The sequence below is a fragment of the Desulfovibrio intestinivivus genome (assembly GCF_053570665.1).
This window is the reverse complement of record NZ_JBRBQT010000001.1, coordinates 38604-59394: the sequence shown is the minus strand read 5'-3', so window position 1 is coordinate 59394 and position 20791 is coordinate 38604. Positions and strand designations below refer to the sequence as shown.

Sequence of the window (20791 nt, the reverse complement as noted above, 5' to 3'; positions counted from 1 at the left end):
TACTGATCTCCCTTGGGTGTATGGTTGCCATTTTGGGGCAACCTGTCAAGACCGTTATTTGTCTTTCGTGCCTATATCAAGGCAATCGTTAATAACGCTGGCGGCCTTGCGCAAAGCCTCATCCCGCAACTGGCTGTATCGTTGTGTCATGGCAGGGCTTTCGTGCGTGAGGATCTTTTGCAGGGTGTAAAGATCAACTTGGCCACTGCTGATAAGCATGCTGGCGTATGCGTGTCGCAGGCCGTGCATAGGCCGAAAATCTTTGGGCAGACCTGCCTTGTCACGAACACGGCGGGCTATGCGCCGGAAGTCTTGCCGTTGTCCCCCGTCCTTGCCTGGGAATACAAATTCACTGGTGTGGTCAAGTGCAGCAAGGATGCGCCGCGCGGCGGCGGTCATGGGGATGAATTCAGTTTTTCCTTTTTTGGCAGAAGCGCCTTGCAGCGTAATTATGTCGCTTTCAAAGTCGCAGTCGCTCCAGCGCAAAGCCAGTAGCGCGCCACGGCGCATGCCTGTTACTAGTGCAAGGCGAAGGATGCCCACAGCATTTTGATCAGGTTCTTCATCCAGAGCCGTGAGGTAAGCCGCAAGCTGTTTATCTGTGAAGGCTTCGGTGCGTTCATTGTCCACCTTGGGCATTTCGAAATGCAAGGCCGTGGGCATGTTGCATAGCCCGCGTTTTATCCCAAAGCGAATGATGCGCCTTATCTGCCCCAAAATGTTTTTGATGGTTTGGGGTGAGTATCCATCCTTGACCATTCGCCCGCGAATGATATCAATGTCAGCAGTGGAAATGTCGGCAATCAGCTTGGCGGCCAGGCCGGGGGCAATATGCTTCTGGTAGCGAAAGGCATCGCCTTTGGCAGAAGGCTTGCTTGCGTTTACCTCATGGTACAGGAGCCAAAGCCGAGAAAACGTGAGGGGGCCACCTTCAGCAACTTGAGCGGCTTCAGCCGCCGCCCTGCGTTCGGTGTTTGATTTTTCTGAGCCTGAAGCCCGAAGGGCGCGAATGCGGTTTGCCTTGGCCGCGCTCATGCCCTCAGATTCTCGACCTATGGGTTCTTCAATGAGCTTGCCGGAACGGCCCTCGCCTGCGCGACGGTAGATGATATAATACTGGCGTTCTTCGCCAAGACCATCTAGCCTTGACTGGAGGCGAAAGAATACACCGGGATATTTTGTTTTTCCTCTTTTTGCGGCAGCCATTTTCTATCTCTATTTAAGGGTTGCAGGTGTTATTCTTCCCAACACCATTCCCAACACGCAAGGCCAAAATAGAGGGTAAAAGACGGTAGATCAACGAAATTAAATTCAAAAAAGCCTTTGGAAATAGTAAGATATGGTAATTGGCAGTAAATGATAGAATGATAGAGCAGGAACCTTCTAAGTTCTTGGTCAGGGGTTCGATTCCTCTCGGGAGCGCCAATAAATAAATCAGGATGTTACATGGTTTTTCATGTGACATCCTTTTTTGTTTTTGGGGCAAAATATCTGTTTGGTTGCCTGCCAGTCACCCACCTGTCACCCCCTGCCTGTTTTACATGATCGCGGGGCGGTTGGCACTGATTGGCGCACGCGTTGGCACAGTAATTCTGTATAGCTCGGCCTGCTTCAAGCCGCTATTCTTCATCCTCAGGTGAACTGCAAGGTAATCAGCGCAACCACGATATAGCGGGCTGTTTTTGCCACAGCGACAATAACGATGAATGAGGGGAAGGGCTCGCGCAGGATTCCCGCCACAAGCGTGATGGGGTCGCCCACAATGGGCATCCAGCTCAAAAGCAGCGACCAGCGCCCGTATTTGCCATACCACGCTTCGGCCCTGGCAAGGCTGCTGCGTTTTATGGGAAACCACGAGCGATCCTGATAATGGATGAAGAACCGCCCGAGCAGCCAGTTGGTGGCAGACCCCAGTGTGTTGCCAAGGCTGGCGGCGGCGATCATTGCCCACAGTGGCGCGTAGTCTTTTGCCAGTGCTCCTGCCAGAAAAAGCTCAGACTGCGCAGGAAAGATGGACGCTGCCACAAATGCAGAAATAAATAATCCCCAAAGTACACTCACATTCATTTCCGCATCCTGTCTGCAAGGCTGTATTGATTGCGCTACGGCATACCAGCACCGCACCATATAAAAGTGCCGCGCAGCGCACAAGTAGCATGAAACCTTGCCATGAATAGCTGATGTCTTTTCTCATCCATCATTATTTCTTCTGCCGCTGATAGCGAGTCTGATCCCATACCGCTTTCTTATACGCGGATGCTGAGGGATTGTATTAAATATTTTAATTGTGCATGTGGAAAATGGCAATTTTATGCGGCTTTTATGTGATGATATGCCGCTGTTATGTGTTGCATTTTTGCAACACCATGTTGCAAAATTACAACATCTGGGGAAATTTTTGCTGTGTTTTTGCAACAGCATTGACTGAACAAAAAAATTATATAGTGTTTATGGGTTGACTCTAAAGAATTTTAGCGAGCATTCGATACTATTGCAGTGATTTGTTAAAAATAAGTTGATGCTCAATAAGGAGAACGTGACGTGGCAATGAGTGCAAAAAATAAAATCCTCCTAAGCGTAGTCGCATTCTTTTCGCTGGTCATCATTGCGATGGCCTACAGCTCGTACCGGAGTTTCTGTGCCTCGTCATACGACTCTGAAATGGAGCAGCTGGACACCATGTCCCAGGCAGTGGGCAAGGCTGTTTCAGAAAAGATGGACGTGTATTTCAATGTGCTTGAACTGAGTTCGCGCATGCTGACGAATCCTGTGGGTGCTTCCCCGGATGAACTTTATGAATATAAACGCAATGTTTTGAAACAATTGCTTAAGCAGGTAAACCTTGTTGAAGCCTACTATGCTTTTGACAGCGGCGAAACGCATAATGATAAGGGCGCGATCAATAATTTCAACGCCAAGAGCCTTGGCCGCGAGTGGTTTGTGCGCATGTTTAATGGCGAAAAGCGGGTTGTAACAACCCCTTATACCTCGTCTATCGGCGCAACGGTTATGGCTGTGGGCGTACCTTTGATAGATAACGGCAAGATGGCGGGTACGCTCTGCATCAACCTCGGCCTGACGGACATAACCAATTTTACCAATCATGTTCTTGAGTTTGACAACATTTTTCTGACACGGGCCGATGGCTACATCATGGCCAATCGGGATGACAAGCGCATTGGCAAAAGCCTGTGGGAAGTTATCCCGGATATGAAAAAATACAGCGGGTTGCAGCAGAACGGCCGCATCCAGTTTACCAGCAAAGACAGGGTGTTTGAGGGGAGCCTGTATATTATTCCGGGTCTTGGCTGGAAAGTGTGGACGTACAAACCGCTGGAGGAAATTCAGCGTGACTCCACCGCCAATCTGCACTCCAGCGCCATAACCGCAGTTGTCGCCCTGGTGCTGTCTGCCCTGATGGTGCATTTTCTGGTGTCCATGCTGATCTTCAAGCCGCTGGGCAAGGGCGTTGTTTTTGCCGCAGCGGTTGCCGAGGGGAATCTTGATGAAACCCTCGATATCAAGAGCAAAGACGAAGTGGGGACGCTTGCCGATGCCTTGCGCAACATGGTTGCGCGGCTGAAAGACATGATCCGTACGACAGAAGAAAAGGAGCGGCACGCCCTCTCCGAAGCCGAGCGCGCGCAAAATGCGGTTGCCGAGGCGGAGGAAGCTCGCAAAGAAGCGGAACTGGCAACCCAGCGCGGTATTTTGCAGGCTGCCAGCCAGATTGAAGGCGTTGTTGCGCGTATTGCCTCCAGCACGGAAGAGCTGGCGGCACAGTCCGAGCAGATATCCAATGCTGCGGAAATCCAGCGGCAACGCATGACAGACACCTCTGCCGGTATGGAGCAGATGTCCGCCTCCATTGTTGAGGTGGCGCGCAATTCCGGGCAGGCTGCTTCCAATGCTGTCAAAACGCAGCAGGAGGCAGGGCAGGGCGCCGCGCTTGTCCGGCAGGTCATTGATTCGGTTAACCATGTGCATGAGCAGACGCAGACCATGAAGGTTGATCTGACGGCCCTAGGCAAACAGGCCGACAGCATTGGCGCGATCATGGACGTCATCAACGATATCGCTGACCAGACCAACCTGCTGGCGCTCAATGCCGCCATTGAGGCGGCGCGGGCTGGCGAGGCTGGTCGTGGTTTTGCCGTGGTGGCGGATGAAGTGCGCAAGCTGGCTGAAAAGACCATAGGCGCCACCAAGCAGGTGGGCGAGAATATCTCCGGTATGCAAACCGCCGCCAGGCAGAGCATCTCTTCCATGGACAAGGCCAGCCTTGTGGTGGAGGAAACAACCTCCCTGTCGCACAAATCCGGCGAAGTTTTGGATGCAATTCTGGTGCTTGCCAAAGAAAATGCCGATCAGGCGCAATCCATAGCAACAGCGGCAGAAGAGCAGTCTTCCGCTTCGGAAGAAATCAGCCGCAGCCTTGATGAAGTTTCCCGTCTGACCACAGACACCACACGTGGGCAGGCGGAATCAGCAACAGCTATTCAGCAGCTCGCTGAAATGGCTGGCGATCTTAGCAGTATCGTAGATAAACTGAAAAAATCGTAGACGCCTTCACTTTTAAGAACGGGCCGGAGTGGAAACGCTCCGGCTTTTTTTGTGCCCTTTGCATACGCAATATCAAGGCAGTAGATGTGAAAATGCCCTTCATGGTGTTGCCTTTAGTCGCCATGGATAATGTATGCGCTGCTAATTGATAGTATGCTAATTGCATGTGGGTGATAAAAATAGAAATTTGAGTGTAGATTCAGTGTGTTGGAAAATTTTAAATAAGGTTTGAGGCAGCTGTAGAAACATATTTTTTAGTATCGCGATACTATAAGAGTACATATTATATGATAGTGTATTAATCTAAAATAATAACAGAAGAATTTATTTTTATTAGTATATTTGTATGCTGTGGGGCTATTAAAATTGGTAATCGATTCTATTGGCCAGAGGTGGAACAAGCTGCGATGTCTTGCTGTAGTAAATTTTTAAATATTATATCATAAAGATATTTTTCATTTTTTTATTTTTTAAGAAGTATTGAAAAAAATCACAAGGGGGCATAATGCGGGTAAAAATATAGCCGATAGGCTATATTGATGGCAGTGTGACGCCCTTGCTCTCCATTGTGTGGGTTTTTCACTTCAGCGCCGAGTAGAATACAATGAAGCTTGTAACAAAAATTTCTTGCGGGATGGGGATGCTGGGTGTTTTGATGGCTTTATTAGCCGGATATATGCTTTGGCAAATGTCAGAACTCAACAACATCACCTCTGTCCTGGCGCATCGCAATGTGCCTGTGTCGGAGCTTGCTGGCGAAATCAATACTGACACTGCAGAATACAGAATAATGGAATTCCGTTACATCATTGAAAATGACGCTCAAAAGGCTTCTGCGATCAAGGCAAAACTTGATGAAGTGCGAAAAACGTTTGATCGGGAAATTAAAGAAATTGGTGACCTCTGCATTTCGGGCAATGCCAAGCAGTGTGTGCTGGATATTGAGCGCGGCCTGAAAAAATACCTGGATACTTCCAAAGAAGTGTTGCTCCTGCGTCAGAGCGGCAAGGTCGATGAAGCCCTGGCCCTGCTCACAGGCAAGTCGCATGCGGATTACGAAGCCATGACAGACTCCATTGAGCTCCTTGTAAAGGTTTCGCACGATAATGCCCATGATCGCGGCCTTAAAGGGGATAGCCTGTATGCCACAAGCAATGCCATGGGGATCGGCCTGACCCTTTTTGCCATTGTGCTTGCAGCTGCATCGGCCATTCTGATTGCGCGCGAAACAAACCGACAGCTTGGCAGAGACCCTGGGGAACTGCTGGTGGTCGCGCAGCGTGTGGTGGATGGTGATTTTAATATTGACGATGGTCATGCCAGAATTGGCGTGTACGGGTCGATCATTACCATGGTGGAGGCCTTGAAAGGCCATATCGAAAAAGCCCGGAGCGAATCAGAAAACGCCCGGGAGCAATCGCGTCAGGCGCACGAAGCCATGGAAAGCGCCAATGCGGCCAAGGATGAGGCGCAGCAGAAAACGGAAGCAATGGTGCGTGCCTCAGGCAAGCTTGAAAAGGTCGTGCAGATTGTCAGCACTGCTTCCGCGCAGCTTTCTGCCCAGATTGAACAGGCTGGCAAGGGGGCCGGGCATGCTGCGCAAAGACTTGCGGAAGCGGCCACGGCCATGAACCAGATGAACGCCACAGTGCAGGAGGTGGCCCGCAATGCCGGGCAGGCATCTGTGGCATCCAGCGATACAAAAGACAAAGCTGAAGCCGGGGCCGACATTGTGCAAAAATCGCTTGTCAGCATCGGTCAGGTGCAGACCGTGTCGCAAGAACTCAAGCAGGATATGCTGCAACTGAACACGCACGCCCAGGCCATCAGTCAGATTATGGGCGTCATTTCAGATATTGCGGATCAGACCAATCTTCTGGCGCTCAATGCCGCCATCGAAGCCGCCCGTGCTGGTGATGCCGGGCGCGGATTTGCCGTGGTCGCCGACGAGGTGCGCAAGCTGGCAGAAAAAACCATGGCCTCAACCCATGATGTGGGCAATGCCATAAATGCCATACAGGAGAGCACTTCAAAGAGCATGGCCTCAACGGATAATGCGCTTGAGCAGGTTAATCAGGCAACGGGATACGCCAGTCAGTCCGGGCAGGCTCTTAATGAAATACTGGAAACTGTTCTGGGTATGGCAGATCAGGTCAATGCCATTGCCACTGCCAGCGAGGAGCAGTCTGCCGCCAGTGACGAAATCAACCTGTCGATCGAGCACGTGAACGAGATGGCCAAACAAACCGCAACCGCCATGGCCGAGGCCGCAAGTGCGGTGGCAGAGCTGGCGCGTCAGTCGCAGGATCTTGGGCTGCTGGTTAATGAAATGCGGCAGGGATAGGCAGAATTACTACTTCACTCAAAAACATAAACTAAAGGCGGCCTGTTGCTATTATGCGACAAGCCGCCTTTATGCTGTGAATCGGAGTACGCAAGAGCAGCGCAAGTTGTTTTTTGAGATTCAATAATGCGGCAAGAAAATTGACGTTGCTGTTATTTCTATCTGTATTTTTCCAAATGCATATGGAGCGATTGTCTTTTTAATTTATGCTTGATATAAAGTTTCGCAATACCCTATGGTATAAGATGGTTACCTATTTGAGGAGTGCATATGGCAAGATTTCTAACTGCGCTCGGCGCCTTGTGCGCCGCGCTTCTTGTGCCCGGTGTCGTTCTCGCAGGGGAGAGACATCCCAATATCCCTGGTGCGCAACTTTCAGTCCTTTGGGCAATCCCCTTTGTGTGCATGCTGCTTTCGATTGCCATAATGCCCCTGGCATTGCCCCATTTTTGGGAAAAACACTTTGGTAAAATCTCGGCCTTCTGGGGCTTGGCCTTTTTGACGCCCTGCATTCTGGCTTATGGGTTTAATGTGGCCCTCTACGAGTTTTTACACATTATCCTGCTGGACTACGTTCCTTTTCTGGTGCTGCTGTTCACGCTCTTTACCATCGCAGGCGGTGTGCGGCTTACCGGTTCGCTGGTCGGAACCCCCGCAGTCAATACTGGTCTGCTGGCAGTCGGCACTGTGCTGGCCAGCTGGATGGGTACAACCGGCGCGGCCATGCTGCTTATCCGCCCCTTGCTTCGGGCCAACGCGCACCGTAAATACCGTGTTCATTCAGTTGTCTTTTTTATTTTTCTTGTGGCCAATATTGGCGGCTCGCTCACTCCTCTGGGCGATCCGCCGCTGTTTCTGGGTTTTCTGAAGGGTGTGGATTTCTTCTGGACCACAACCAATCTGATGATGAAAACAAGCCTCATTGCCACAATTTTGCTGGGTATCTTTTTTGTTCTTGATACCGTGCTGTTCAAGAAAGAAGGCAGCCCCAAGCCTGTGGCGCAGGCAGGTTCGGCAGAAGAGAAGCTCGGGCTTGACGGCAAGGTCAACCTGCTCTTTCTGCTAGGCGTTGTCGTGGCTGTGCTGCTTTCTGGCCTGTATCCCATGGGCGAACTGGTTTCGGTCTTCGGCGTGTCGGTCGAAGGACAGAACCTGCTGCGCGATGTGACGCTGCTGTGCCTGGCCGGGCTTTCGCTCAAATTTACGAGCAGGCGCTGCCGTGAACTCAATGGCTTTTCCTGGGCCCCCATTGAAGAAGTTGCCAAGCTGTTCTTTGGCATTTTTATCAGCATGGTTCCCGCCATTGCCATTTTGCGTGCGGGTGCTGACGGTGCGCTTGCTTCCCTGATTCACCTTGTTTCGCACGATGGGCAGCCGGTAAATTCCATGTATTTCTGGCTCACGGGCATTCTCTCCAGTTTTCTGGATAATGCGCCGACCTATCTTGTGTTTTTCAACACGGCTGGTGGTGATGCGCAGCACCTTATGCACGACATGCCCGCCACCCTTGCCGCCATATCTGCGGGTGCCGTGTTCATGGGCGCCAACAGCTACATTGGCAACGCGCCCAACTTCATGGTTCGCTCCATTGCAGAAAGCGACGGCGTGCCTATGCCCAGCTTCTTTGGCTACATGGCATGGTCGGTAGGCATTCTGGTGCCTCTGTTCGCACTGTTGACCTGGCTGTTCTTTATCTAGCCGATGCAAAACCCGCGAGGCGGGATTTGCATCCGTATAAAACAAGCCCCTCTGCTTTAAGGTCGAGGGGCTTGTTTGTTGTCTGCCAAAATAAAATATCCCCGCGCAAGCTTATACCTCGCCCAAGGGCATGCCTTCCTCAAGGTCGCGTCTGCACAGGCGCACTGTGTTCAAGCCATGCGGCCTGCGGGCCTCAGCATGAAGAAGGCGTGCGCAAACTGTGCTATCTGGTGCAGAGGGCCGTTGCGCGGCAATTAACCGGAGTGAACCTCAAGGATGACAAGCCCTCTACGTCTTTGCCCTTTGGCGGGGATACTACTTAGATTGCATAGGATTTATATACTCAGTGAGCGAGCTTGCCGAGAGCTCACAGCACAACAGCCGGGCTGCGCAAGGCAGCCCGGCTGTTGTTGTATACCTGTATGCGAGAGCCTTTTTAGGCGTCGCGTTCTTTCTTGAAAACAATGAGGGGGCAGTTCTTGCACACGGCTGCGCCGGGGAAGGGTTCGCCAAGGCGGGTGATGGACGCGCCGCCCTTGTTGGTGACGCGGTCTTCAAGGCGCTGCACCAGAGCTTCCATGTGCTCGCCCGGGATGGACACGTTGATTTCGCCCCGTTCTGTCTTGCCGGAATTGTAGCTGCCGCTGCAAGCGAGGTACAGGTTCGCCTGCTTGGTGTTCAGCGTGTAGACATTGCCGGAGCAGACGGCTGAGTTGACGCTCATGGACGGGTGGAAATTGTCGATGCGCTGGGTAGCCATCCAGTCGCCAATGATGTGGTAGGCCTGCATGGTATCGCACACAAAGTGCACCACATCGGGCTGGGTGGTGGCTGCCGCAAGCGGGCTCACGGCTATGGCCAGCAGGTTGGCCGGAACATGCGGCTTGGCTTCGAGCACCTTGCGGGCATGGTCGGCATCGGCGCAGTACTTGAGGTGGCTTTTGATTTCGGGTTCGTCCAGCTCTTTCCAGCCGAACACAAAACTAGCATTGGTACAGCCCATCTTTTCACGCTCTACGATGACTGTAATACCTTCCATGCGCGCGCCGACTTCGCTCTGGCAGAAGGTCAGCGGCTTCATGGGGGAGTAGTGGGGCTGATTTTGCTTGAAAGAATCAAGCTCCTGCTGGTCGTAGAAGTATTTGATTGCAACGGGTGCATGAATGAGGCGCAGCTCACGCATCAACGTTTCACTAAGCTTTTCAAATGTGTTCATATAATCCTCTGGTCAAGATGCTATTATACAAGAGTCCATTGGTGCGGCCTTGTTCATATTTCTTTATGCCGTTTATGTCAATATAATCACACTAATTTCACAAGTGGTATAACTGCCCCATAATTTGTTTTATTCTTAGATTTAATCATTATAAAACAGTGTGTTACACTTGATATTTTTTTGAATTACTGATTTTGTTTCGCAATTAGATTGTGAAAGTTATTATTTTCATATGGTTATGCATCGGCGATTTTTTCTTGATCAGCGCGGATTTTTTGTGCTTTTGCGGCAGCTCAGCGGCGGCACTATTTGCCTTGCTGTGCAAAAAATGGCGAGCGGTTTTATCATAATGGGCAGGGCTGGAATTAACGCGCCGTCGGTCACGTCATATAACATAAGCCCGGCTGCTTTGCGCAGTCGGGCTTGTGCTTGTAGACATAATGTATGAGCGCCTCCGCGTGGAGGAGTCATTGTTTCTGGTGGGGATCAGGCCACTGCTTCCACGCTCTGGGCAGCGGCGGTGGTCTGGCTCACGCTCTGGTAAGCGCTGTTGGCAATGGCTGACAGGAAGCTACGAGCCATGTCGGCCCGGCTTGTGGAGTTTTGGTCCATGCCCATCGCAGCGCGTTGCTTTTCAAGTGAGGTTGCAAGCTCGTCAGCAGAAACGGAGCCGTCCTGATTCACGTCCATGGAGTCGAACACTGACTGGCTGAGGCCTGTTTCGTCAACGCTCAGGCCGTCACTGCCATCGCTGTCCAGGCTCGAAAAAAGCTTGGAAGCCATGTGGGATGATCCGGTCTGACCAGACGAAGCAGACTGCCCTTGCGAGGGAGGCGGCGGGGGCGTCTGGCCGTTCATGATGGAAGACAGCAGGGTTTTTGCGTCCATTTCGCCCGAGGAGTTCTGCTCGCTGGACTGGTTCTGTGAATTCTGGGAGTTGTTGTTCATGGCTTCGCGCTGTTTTTTCAGCGCGGCCGCCAGTTCATCGGAAGAGACGGAGCCGTCCTGATCGGTGTCCATGGAGTCAAACACGGACTGACTGAGGCCCGTTTCCTCGGCGCTCAGGCCGCCGTTGCCGTCACTGTCCAGCGAAGAAAAGAGTTTGGACGCAAGGTCGTCACCCTTGCCGCCGCGCCCCGCACCCTGCATGCCGCCGGGAACCTGCCCGCTCATGATGGCGGAAAGCAGATCCTTGGCAGTTGGCTGGGTTGACGCGGCTGTTTGCGCGGCCTGGCTCTGCCCCATCTGCATGCTGGTGAGCATGGCGTTGCGTTGGGTTTCGATGGCTTTTTGCAGTTCCGTCTGTGAAACGGCTCCATCGCCATCGGTATCAAGTTTGTTGTAAAGATCACCGCTCAGCCCTGTTTCATCAAGGCTCAGCGCGCCGTTTCCGTCAGAGTCCAAATCCCCGAAAAGCTTGCTTGCCAGATTGTCCTGCGATTGCGCCTCGCCGGAGCCTTTCATCTGCGCAAGCATCTTCTCCCAATAGGAGGAAGAGGATGATGATAACGCACTGACGCTCATACTGTCTCCCAGTCCTTGCGGACATTGTCGGCAACACCTGCAATCCCCTGCGGGCGAAGCCGAATACTGTAAGCGCACCTCCCTGTGTCGCGTATCAGCCGGGGAATTTTTTTCCCAATCTGATTGTGCAAAAAACATTCCTTTTTGTTTGAGGGAAAAATTTGCCGCAATTCTGTGTTTGCCCCGTCAGAAGCCAGCATGCGGTGTTGGAAAAAATAAAAAACCGCCGCATCAACTGGTGCGGCGGTATGGAATGCAGGGGGGCTTATGGGGTCAGCGGGCTTTTGCGGGTGAAGAAGCCTCAGCGGATGTGGCCGTGGCAGCTCCGCTGTCCACATCGCTGTCCACACGCAGGCGCAGGGGAGGAACCTCTTGCGGGACCAGGGATGCATTACGCAGTGCCTTGCCGACCCGCTGAGAAAAATTTTCAAGGCTGAAGCGGGCCTCCCCCACAACAGGGGGCGCTGTTACCAGCGCCGCAGTTGTCTTGTGGGTTCTGGCTGGGTCGGTAAATTGGGGGATGGTCAGGCCGCCCACAGGCTGCGGCTGATCAACAAAGGGTTCGTGCAGGGCTTCCAGCGACTGGGCAAAAAAGCGCACGCGAACTTCTTTTTTACCGTTCATATCCCACAGCTCAAGGATAAGGGCTGATCCTGGCGGGGTGGCGTCATCGGGATAGCCGGGCAACTGCCAGTGCACGCCCAGCAATTCGCCCACATTGGCAAGGTTGGTGTCGTGCCCCACAAAAACAACCAGGGAAGCCGCGTTGCAGCGTTGATCCCTATGAGTGCCGTCAAGGGCCGCAGCCATTTCTGAAAGCAGCGATGCCCCCTTGAACAGAGCCACAACTGGAGAGCGGTTCACAGTGTTGAACACGCTTGTGTGTACGGGCAGCACTTCACGCAGAACGTGCGCGTCCACCTGGCCCCATCCGGCAGAAGATTCAGGCCACTGGGCGTATTCCAGCAAAAAAATTTCCGCCATGCTTGATGCGGTTGCCAGTGCGCCGGAAAGCCCTGCGCCCTTGCCGTCAGCATCAACGCTCACAGAATTTGGCAGGTCTGCGAGCCCGCAGGTGGGCGGCAGATTGTAGCGCGAGCACAATGTGGGGGCCACGGGAGCGCTCAGGTGCTGGATGTGGGTCAAGGCTCCTGCATTGTCCTCGTGCAGCCGATCAAGATCGCCCCCGGCCGTGGCCATGATGCTTGCGGCTACCGAGGCGGGATCAAAAAGTTGAAAACCCGCCTGCACGGGATGAAAAAGCGGATCAGGCGTCTGACTTGAAACGGCATAGGTCTGCCCGCCCCCCCGGCACAGGCCATCAAGCAGGGCTTTGGCTGTTGCTCTGGTGCGCTGATCCACATCGGCGCGCACAAAAACCTTGCCGGGCGGCGGACAGGCGCTGTCAGGCAGCAGGCCAAGATTCAGCATTTGTCCGCGCATGTCTTCCCACATGGCGGTTACCAGCCGCGCACCGCGCGGCGTGAGGAAACCCCTCGGCACAGGCCACTGGGGCCAGTTGCGGGTGCTCCACTGCGAAAGCGTATCGGGAGCCTGCGTAGGCGAGCGCACCCCGTGGCGGGAAAGCGCTACAACTTTCATAAGGCGGGGTTGTTCATCCCCCTGCTGCGCCGCAATGCCAGATAGGGGCAAATGGCAGAGCAGTGCGCAGGCAAGGCAGACAGTGATTAAGCGTGGTGCAGTGCGCATGCGTTCTCCTTGATGGGGGGTACCATAGCCATAAAGGCCTGCGCGGGCAACGCCGATTTGCATGCGTAAAGGCTGCAGGCCCTGCGCCAGTGCAAATTTTGCCCACCTCGCGGGCCGTAATTGCTTGCACAGCGCGGAGCTTGTTATTATGGTTATTCTTTGCGGCAGAGTTTGGCTCTGGCTGCTTTGTACGTAACCTTTTTCGGCTTCTTCCCCGTCAGGGGCGGAGCGTATCCAGATATCGAGGCGCATAATGCCCATTGCCGTTCCACGCGTTGGCGTAGAAGACAAACCTCTTGTTCAGGATGTTCGCGTAGAAAACCTTTCAGCGCTGGTCATCCGTTCGGCCACGGTACGCGACGTGCACGGCATGTCTGCGCTTATCAACCACTATGCGTCGTCCAACGTCATGCTGGCGCGCGGGCCGCAGTATCTCTATCAGCATATTCAGGACTACATGGTTGCCACGGCTCCCTCGGCTGACGACGGGCATGAGGTTGTGGTGGCCTGCGGCGCTGTGCATGTGCTGTGGGAAGACCTGGCGGAAATTCGGTCGGTGGCGGTTCACCCCCTGTGTCAGGCGCAGGGCTTCGGCAAAAGGCTGGTGGCCGCGCTGGTTGGCCGATGCCGCGATCTCGGCTTGCCGAGAGTTTTTGCCTTTACGCTGGCTGCACCGTTTTTTTCCAAGTGCGGCTTCAGCGAGTTTAAACGCGATGATATGCCCGCCATTGTGTGGGTTGAATGCAGTAAATGCCCCAAGTTTTACTGCTGTGACGAAATTGGAATGATACTCGAATTATAGTTTTCAACCTGCGATATAATCGCAGGGATTCACACTGTCTGCAAAGGGTGGGAATGCGTCATGAGCAACAGGCTGTATCACCGGGATTTTCTGAAAGAAATAGACTTCACGCCGGAAGACCTCACGTATCTGCTGGATTTGGCGGCCCAGCTCAAGCAGGCCAAAAAGGTCCGGCGCGAGCCGAAGTTTCTGCAAGACAGAAATATTGTCATCCTTTTTGAAAAGGATTCCACGCGTACCCGCTGTTCTTTTGAAGTGGCAGCCTATGATCAGGGCGCGCGCGTGACCTATCTTGGCCCCTCCGGCTCGCAGGTGGGCAAAAAGGAATCCATGGCCGATACCGCCCGCGTGCTTTCCCGCTTTTATGATGGCATTGAGTATCGCGGTTATGAGCAGGCGAGGGTAGAGGCTTTGGCAGAACACGCTGGCGTGCCGGTATGGAACGGCCTCACCAACGAATGGCACCCCACGCAGTTTCTGGCCGACATGCTGACCATGCGCGAGTGCTGCGAAAAACCTTTGAATCAACAAACGCTGGCATATCTTGGGGATGCACGTTATAATATGGGCAATTCCCTGATGGTTGGTTCGGCCCTGCTTGGGCTGGATTTTCGTTCTGTTGCTCCCAGGGCTTTGTGGACATCGGACGAAGTTTTTGAACTGGCCCTCCACATAGCCAAGAGCACTGGCGCGCACATTATGCGCACGGAAAGCGTGGCCGAAGGCGTTAAAGACTGCGATTTTCTCTCCACTGATGTCTGGGTGTCCATGGGCGAGCCTGATTCCGTATGGAAAGAGCGCATTGATCTGTTGACGCCGTATCGCGTGGACACAGCAGCAATGGAACTGACGGGCAATCCCCAATGCAAGTTTTTGCATTGTCTGCCGAGCTTCCATAACCGTGATACCGCAGTTGGTGAAGACATTTATCAGCGCTTTGGCATTGAATGCATGGAAGTGAGCGATGAAGTCTTTGAATCGCCGCGCAACATGGCTTTTGAAGAGGCGGAAAACCGCCTGCACACCATCAAGGCCGTCATGGTCGCCACCATGGCTGAAGGCCCTCTGGTGTTCAACGCCTGATCCCATATCCCCTCCGGCTCCGACCGGGGGAGAGTGCAGCTGTTTGAGCCAGCCGTTACGGCTGGCAGCAAGCGCCCTCGCAGCACAAGGTCATGTTTTTCGCATGGCTGTGCCGCCAGGGCGCTTGTGTTTTTTTGGGGGTGCAGCCCACAGCCACCGCCGCTTTCTATTATCCCCGCTAGTTGGTCTAAAAAGTAATCTGGTCAGGTTTTGCCTGCGTTTTCTAGAAACCATCGTTTTGAGCAGAAAAACACGGCTGTTTTGCCGATTGGCGATTGGGCCATAAATCAGAATGTTAAAATAATAGCGATTTGCTAAGAATCATTCTTTGAGTAATCAATGTGGGCAAATTAATCAAATATGTTGACGCAAAAATGTACATAGATTAACTCTAATAAAAATAATATGTGCAAAGAATGTAAGGAGGGGGGACGTTTTTTTATGTTGTGAGGAAGTTATCAAGAGTGAAGTTTTTCACAACTCGCAATGTAGTGGGGCAAAGAAGATGAGTACACTTGTTTTTTGTTGTGTAGCACTGCCGTTTATTATGGCGCTTGTGCTGTATTTCACGCAAAGCAGCAGCGCTCGCAAGTTGATAGTGCCTGCAGCGGTCACGGTCATGGCGGTGGCAGCCGTGATCCTGGGAGCGAACGGCGCTTTTCGGCTTGAGATAGACACCATCTTTGGTCTGTCTGCCGACTCTGTGTTCAGCGTGCTGGACTTGCTGTTGCTGGTTTACATTCTTGGCATAGGTTGGAAGCTGGGCAGCCGCCTGATTATGGGCATGACCCTGCTGCAACTGATTGGTCTGTTATACCTTAAATTTGTTCTTCCCGGGCATGAAGTGCCCATCACTGCCTTTGTGGCAGACGGCCTGTCGCTTATCATGGTGATCATCATCAGCGTGGTTGGCGGGCTTATTACCATTTACGGCATGGGCTACATGGATCTGCACGAAGAGCATCTGCATCTGCGTGTTTCGCGCCAGCCCAGATTTTTTGCCATTATTTTCTGCTTCCTTGGCGCCATGAACGGCCTGGTGCTCTGCAACAACCTTTCATGGATGTTCCTGTTCTGGGAAATCACAACGTTGTGTTCCTTCATGCTCATAGGGCATGACCAGACAGACGAGGCCAAGGCCAATGCCCAGCGCGCATTGTGGATGAACGTTCTGGGCGGTCTGGCCTTTGTTTCGGCCATGCTGTTTATTCAGAAAAGCCTTGGCACGCTTTCGACAGAGCTCGTGCTGCAAAAGATGACCTCGATGGACGTAAAGAACACGGCCATTCTCTTACCCTTTGCGTTCTTCTGTCTGGCGGCCTTTACAAAGTCGGCGCAGGTTCCCTTCGAGAGCTGGCTGTGCGGCGCAATGGTTGCGCCAACGCCAGTTTCGGCCCTGTTGCACTCGGCTACCATGGTCAAGGCGGGCACTTACCTGCTGTTGCGCATGGCTCCGGCCTTTGCGGGAACCACCATGTCCACCATCGTGGCCCTGTTCGGCGCATTTACCTTTGTGGCCACATGTATTCTTGCGGTCAGCCAAAGTAATGCAAAAAAGGTTCTGGCGTATTCCACAATCGCCAACCTCGGGCTGATCATCGCCTGTGTGGGCATCAACACCGCTGCATCCATGATGGCGGCGACGACCATCATCATTTACCACTCCGTATCCAAGGGCCTGTTGTTCATGTGCGTCGGCGCCATTGAACAGCGCATTGGTTCGCGCGATATCGAAGACATGCGCGGCCTCTACGGTATAATGCCCCGCACAGCCATTATCACTGTGATCGGCATCTTCACCATGATGCTGCCGCCATTTGGCATGCTCATAGGCAAGTGGATGGCCATAGAAGCCATTGCCCGCGCCACTCAGGCCATGACGCCCATCGTCTTCTTTGTGGCGCTTGGCTCGGCCTTTACCGTGCTCTTCTGGGCGCGCTGGGCCGGTGTGCTGGTGTCGTCTTCCAAGATGCACGAGCATGCGGCTCACGGTAATCCCAAGCCCTCGGTCATGTTTGCGCTGCGTTCGCTGTGCGGGCTTGCCGTGGTGTTTTCGTTCATTTCGCCCCTCGTGCTGAAGACCTTTGTGGAGCCTTCTGTTTCGGGTGTTTACGCGCGCTTTAACTTGCAGACTGAAGGCTTTATTCCCGGCGCAACCCTGACCAGCGCAGAAGGGTATGTGTGGATTTATCTGCTGTTCATTCTTCTTGGCTTGGGCGTGTGGTTTGCATGGCGAGAATCCCGCAGAACACCTGAGTCTGCCCATGCGCAGCCGTATTTTTCGGGCCTGGCGGCAGAAAAGGACGGCGTGGTGGGCTTCAAGGGTCCCATGAATGTGTTTGAGCCAGTGCGCGTGTCCAACTTCTATCTCTGCCAGTATTTCGGCGAGAGCAAGATCACGCGGGCTATCGACATGATTTCCATCGCATTCCTGGTCGTTCTGGTAGGAGGTCTGCTGTAATGCTCACCATCTTCAGCGCTATCGGCGGGTTGATCCTGTCGCCCCTGGTGGGCGGCCTGCTTACCGGTCTGGATCGCCGGATCACGGCGCGTCTTCAGTCGCGCATTGGTCCGCCACTGCTCCAGCCCTTTTACGACATCCTCAAACTGCTGGGCAAACAGCCCCAGGTTACCAACGCATGGCTGGTGTTCAGCGCGTATATCACGCTGATTTCATCGGCGCTTGCTTTGCTGATTTTCTTCATGGGCGGGGATTTGCTACTGCTGTTCTTCGTGCTCACAGTGGGCGCGGTGTTTCAGGTGGTTGGCGCTATATGCGTGCCTTCGCCCTACAGCAACGTAGGCGCGCAGCGCGAGCTGTTGCTCATGCTTGCCTATGAGCCTATTCTGATCCTGGTGTTCGTTGGCTTTGCCATGTGCACGGGCTCGTTCTCCATTGCCGCAGTGTTCCATCTCGAGCAGCCGTTGCTGCTCAAGATGCCCCTGCTGTTTCTGGCGTTGGGTTACGCCCTGACAATCAAACTGCGCAAGTCGCCCTTTGATATCGCGGCCAGCCACCACGGCCACCAGGAACTGGTGCGCGGCGTGCAGACCGAATATTCCGGCCCCTACCTTGCGCTGATTGAAATTGCCCACTGGTTTGACCTTGTGCTTATTCTTGGGCTGTGCGCCATGTTCTGGCACACCAGCTGTGTGGGAATGGCGGTTCTTGTGGGCGCCTCACTGTTCACGGAAATTCTTATCGACAACATCACCGCCCGTCTGACGTGGCAGTGGATGGTGCAAAAGAAGTCTCTGCTGCTCGGCATGGGCCTGGCCCTGGTTAATCTTTTATGGCTGTACGTGGCGTAAGGAGGCCGGAATATGGGTTTCGTCGACAATATGATCAAGTGGAGCCGCCTGAAGTCTCCGTGGATAGTTCATTTTGACTGCGGTTCCTGCAACGGCTGCGACATCGAGGTGCTGGCCTGTCTGACGCCCATGTATGACGTAGAACGTTTCGGGGTGGTCAACGCGGGCAACCCCAAGCATGCCGACGTGCTGCTGGTTACAGGCACGGTGAACCACCGCAACCAGCATGTGCTCAAGCAGATATACGAACAGATGCCTTCGCCCAAGGCCGTGGTTTCCATCGGAGCCTGCAACCTTTCCGGGGGCGTGTTCAAGGATACCTATAATGTGCTGAACGGCGCGTACAACATCATTCCTGTTGATGTGTTCGTGCCCGGCTGCCCGCCCAAACCCGAGGCCATCATTGACGGCGTGGTGCAGGCCCTTGGCGTGCTCAAGGCCAAAATGGGCCTTGGCCCCGAGCCTGTGCCCACCTTTATGCCGGGCGATGAGGACGGCACTCCCGACATGACGCCGCAGGCGGAGTCCGCGCCGGAAGAAGCCCCCGACAAGCCACAGCAAAACGCGGGTTAACCCGGAAAGGATAGAGCCATGTTTTTTGAAGCCAAGGAAGTGACGCCGCAAACGCTGCTTTCAGAAGTGCAGCAGCTTGCCAACGCCAAATACCGTTTTGTGACCATGTCGCAGACCGTCATGGACGAAAACACGCTGCGGCTTTTCTATCACTTTGACGTAAACCTCACCATGTCCGACCTGCGCCACAACGCCGAGCTGTGCGTGTGGGAACCCACTGACGCCAAGGGCATGGTGCATCTGCGCATGGATGTGAACAAGAACGACGCCATCCCCAGCATCACGCCCGTATATTTCTGCGCTGTCCTCGTTGAGAACGAAACGCAGGATCAGTTCGGGGTGCATTTTGCTGATCTGCCCCTGGATTACCAGGGGGCCATGTATCTGGAAGGCGAAGTCACCCACGCGCCGTACTTTACTATGACCACGGTCCGGCGGCCTGCCGCCAAGGCCGAGGCCGCCAAGGATGACACGGCCAAAGGAGAGAAGGCATGAGCAACCGCACAACCGTGATTCCTTTCGGGCCGCAGCATCCCGTACTGCCCGAACCGCTGCACATCAAGTTTGTGGTGGAAGATGAAACCGTGGTCGGGGCCGTGCCCCAGCTTGGTTTTGTCCATCGCGGGCTTGAAAGCCTTGTGCGGCTCAAGGACTACAATCAGATGGTCTTTGTGGTCGAGCGCATCTGCGGCATCTGCTCGTGCATTCATGCCAACTGCTACTGCAACGCCATTGAAGACATGATGGGCATTACAGCGCCGCCGCGCGCGCAGTTTTTGCGGGTTATCTGGTCAGAACTGCACCGGATACACTCCCACATGCTGTGGCTCGGCCTGTTTGCCGACTCGTTTGGCTTTGAAAGCGTGTTCCAGCAGTTCTGGCGCATCCGCGAGCATGTCATGGACATCTGCGAAGCCACGGCGGGCAACCGCGTTATCCTTTCGGTCAACGTGGTTGGCGGCGTGCGCCGCGACCTCAGCCCCGATCAGATACGCTGGATGCATGGACGTCTGGACGAACTGGAAAAGGGCATGCGCGAACTTACCCGCACCATGCTTGACGACTACACCGTGCAGGAACGCACGCGCGGCATCGGCTACCTGAGCAAGGACGATGCCCGCCTGCTTGGCGCTGCCGGCCCCACCCTGCGCGGCAGCGGCTGGGAAATCGATGAACGCATGCACGGCTACGCCGCTTACAAGGATCTCAACTTTATTCCCGTGGTTGAGAATGACGGTGACTGCTACGCCCGCTCCAAGGTACGCTTTTATGAAGTGCTGCACTCCATAGAGCTTATCCGCGAGGCCTTGAACCGCCTGCCCGAAAGCGAGCTGACCGTAAAGGTTACCGGCAACCCCGAGGGCGAATCGGTCTTTCGTGTGGAGCAGCCCCGCGGCGAGCTGTTCTATTACATACGGGCCAACGGCACCAAGAATCTGGAGCGCATGCGCGTGCGTACGCCCACCTTTGCCAACGTGCCGCCCCTGCTGCACATGCTGCCGGGCTGCAAACTGCCCGACGTGCCGGTTATCGTGCTGAGTATCGACCCGTGCATCTCCTGCACAGAGAGGTAGCCCATGTATATGCTCCCAAACGTGCTGCGCAATCTTTCGGGCAAGCCAGCCACGCGGCTGTATCCTCTGGAAGAGCGCGAACCCTTCCCCGCCTATCGCGGCGTGATCACCAACGAGGTTGAAAAGTGCATATTCTGTAATTCCTGCGCAAGAGTATGCCCAACCGATGCCATTACCGTGGATGCAAAAGCCGGAAAGTGGAATTATGATCCCTTCCTGTGCGTGTACTGCTCCGCGTGTGTGGAAAAATGCCCCACAAAATGTCTGCATCAGGAGCCAGTGCACCGCAAACCTTCCATCAGCAAGTTTGTAGTGCACCGCACCGGAACCCCGCGCGTCAAGAAAGCCAAGGCCGAGGCCAAGGGCGGGGAAGACACGGAAAAATAACTGAA

At 54.0% G+C, this 20791-nt stretch carries 16 protein-coding genes; 11 read left to right on the top strand and 5 right to left on the bottom strand.

The features are described 5' to 3' along the window. Nucleotides 1–54: 54 nt before the first annotated feature. The gene (locus tag ACUZ9P_RS00255; RefSeq protein ID WP_449248186.1) at nt 55–1206 is read right to left on the bottom strand and encodes a tyrosine-type recombinase/integrase; all 1152 of its coding nucleotides are present in this window, start codon (nt 1204–1206) and stop codon (nt 55–57) included. Between the two features lie 426 nt (nt 1207–1632). Continuing rightward, nucleotides 1633–2067 (bottom strand): YqaA family protein, encoded by a 435-nt coding sequence (locus ACUZ9P_RS00250; protein ID WP_449248185.1) that lies wholly within the window; start codon nt 2065–2067, stop codon nt 1633–1635. Nucleotides 2068–2661: 594 nt separating this feature from the next. Here ACUZ9P_RS00250 and ACUZ9P_RS00245 point away from each other — a divergent pair. From ACUZ9P_RS00245 to ACUZ9P_RS00235, 3 genes are all read left to right on the top strand, one after another. Further along, nucleotides 2662–4563, top strand: a complete 1902-nt coding sequence (locus tag ACUZ9P_RS00245) for a methyl-accepting chemotaxis protein (protein WP_449248184.1) — start codon at nt 2662–2664, stop codon at nt 4561–4563. 604 nt (nt 4564–5167) lie between these two features. After that, nucleotides 5168–6907 (top strand): HAMP domain-containing methyl-accepting chemotaxis protein, encoded by a 1740-nt coding sequence (locus ACUZ9P_RS00240; protein ID WP_449248183.1) that lies wholly within the window; start codon nt 5168–5170, stop codon nt 6905–6907. A gap of 270 nt (nt 6908–7177) precedes the next feature. After that, nucleotides 7178–8605, top strand: a complete 1428-nt coding sequence (locus ACUZ9P_RS00235; protein ID WP_449248182.1) for a sodium:proton antiporter — start codon at nt 7178–7180, stop codon at nt 8603–8605. A 436-nt stretch (nt 8606–9041) separates the two neighbouring features. On the opposite strand, the gene ACUZ9P_RS00230 is transcribed toward ACUZ9P_RS00235, so the two are convergent. The 3 genes from ACUZ9P_RS00230 to ACUZ9P_RS00220 all read right to left on the bottom strand — a co-directional run bounded on the left by ACUZ9P_RS00230 (nt 9042) and on the right by ACUZ9P_RS00220 (nt 13055). Continuing rightward, complete coding sequence (locus ACUZ9P_RS00230; protein ID WP_298993993.1) at nt 9042–9821, bottom strand: DUF169 domain-containing protein; 780 nt, start codon at nt 9819–9821, stop codon at nt 9042–9044. Nucleotides 9822–10307: 486 nt separating this feature from the next. Continuing rightward, the gene (locus ACUZ9P_RS00225; RefSeq protein ID WP_449248181.1) at nt 10308–11345 is read right to left on the bottom strand and encodes a hypothetical protein; all 1038 of its coding nucleotides are present in this window, start codon (nt 11343–11345) and stop codon (nt 10308–10310) included. A 273-nt stretch (nt 11346–11618) separates the two neighbouring features. After that, entirely contained in the window at nt 11619–13055 is a 1437-nt protein-coding gene (locus ACUZ9P_RS00220; protein WP_449248180.1) for a histidine-type phosphatase, read from the bottom strand. 253 nt (nt 13056–13308) lie between these two features. Between ACUZ9P_RS00220 and ACUZ9P_RS00215 the strand changes: the two genes are divergently transcribed. The 8 genes from ACUZ9P_RS00215 (at nt 13309) to ACUZ9P_RS00180 (ending at nt 20786) form a co-directional block, all read left to right on the top strand. Continuing rightward, the gene (locus ACUZ9P_RS00215; protein WP_449248179.1) at nt 13309–13857 is read left to right on the top strand and encodes an N-acetyltransferase; all 549 of its coding nucleotides are present in this window, start codon (nt 13309–13311) and stop codon (nt 13855–13857) included. A 60-nt stretch (nt 13858–13917) separates the two neighbouring features. Continuing rightward, a complete protein-coding gene (gene argF / locus ACUZ9P_RS00210) occupies nt 13918–14940 on the top strand; it encodes an ornithine carbamoyltransferase (protein ID WP_449248178.1) in 1023 nt (340 codons plus the stop codon). A 505-nt stretch (nt 14941–15445) separates the two neighbouring features. After that, nucleotides 15446–17401 carry an NADH-quinone oxidoreductase subunit 5 family protein gene (locus ACUZ9P_RS00205; RefSeq protein WP_449248177.1) on the top strand — a complete coding sequence of 652 codons (1956 nt, stop codon included), beginning with the start codon at nt 15446–15448 and terminating at the stop codon, nt 17399–17401. After that, nucleotides 17401–18252: a respiratory chain complex I subunit 1 family protein gene (locus ACUZ9P_RS00200; RefSeq protein ID WP_449248176.1), complete on the top strand. Its 852-nt coding sequence runs from the start codon at nt 17401–17403 to the stop codon at nt 18250–18252. Before ACUZ9P_RS00205 ends, ACUZ9P_RS00200 begins: the two co-directional genes overlap by 1 nt. Nucleotides 18253–18264: 12 nt before the next feature. Then, nucleotides 18265–18825, top strand: coding sequence for an NADH-quinone oxidoreductase subunit B family protein (locus ACUZ9P_RS00195; RefSeq protein ID WP_449248175.1), 561 nt, complete (start codon nt 18265–18267; stop codon nt 18823–18825). Nucleotides 18826–18843: 18 nt separating this feature from the next. Further along, on the top strand, nt 18844–19320 hold the full coding sequence (locus ACUZ9P_RS00190; RefSeq protein ID WP_022658253.1) for an NADH-quinone oxidoreductase subunit C: 477 nt from the start codon (nt 18844–18846) through the stop codon (nt 19318–19320). Continuing rightward, nucleotides 19317–20399: a hydrogenase large subunit gene (locus tag ACUZ9P_RS00185; protein WP_215647835.1), complete on the top strand. Its 1083-nt coding sequence runs from the start codon at nt 19317–19319 to the stop codon at nt 20397–20399. Before ACUZ9P_RS00190 ends, ACUZ9P_RS00185 begins: the two co-directional genes overlap by 4 nt. Before the next feature lie 3 nt (nt 20400–20402). Beyond that, nucleotides 20403–20786: a 4Fe-4S binding protein gene (locus ACUZ9P_RS00180; protein WP_240825140.1), complete on the top strand. Its 384-nt coding sequence runs from the start codon at nt 20403–20405 to the stop codon at nt 20784–20786. Nucleotides 20787–20791: the final 5 nt, after the last annotated feature.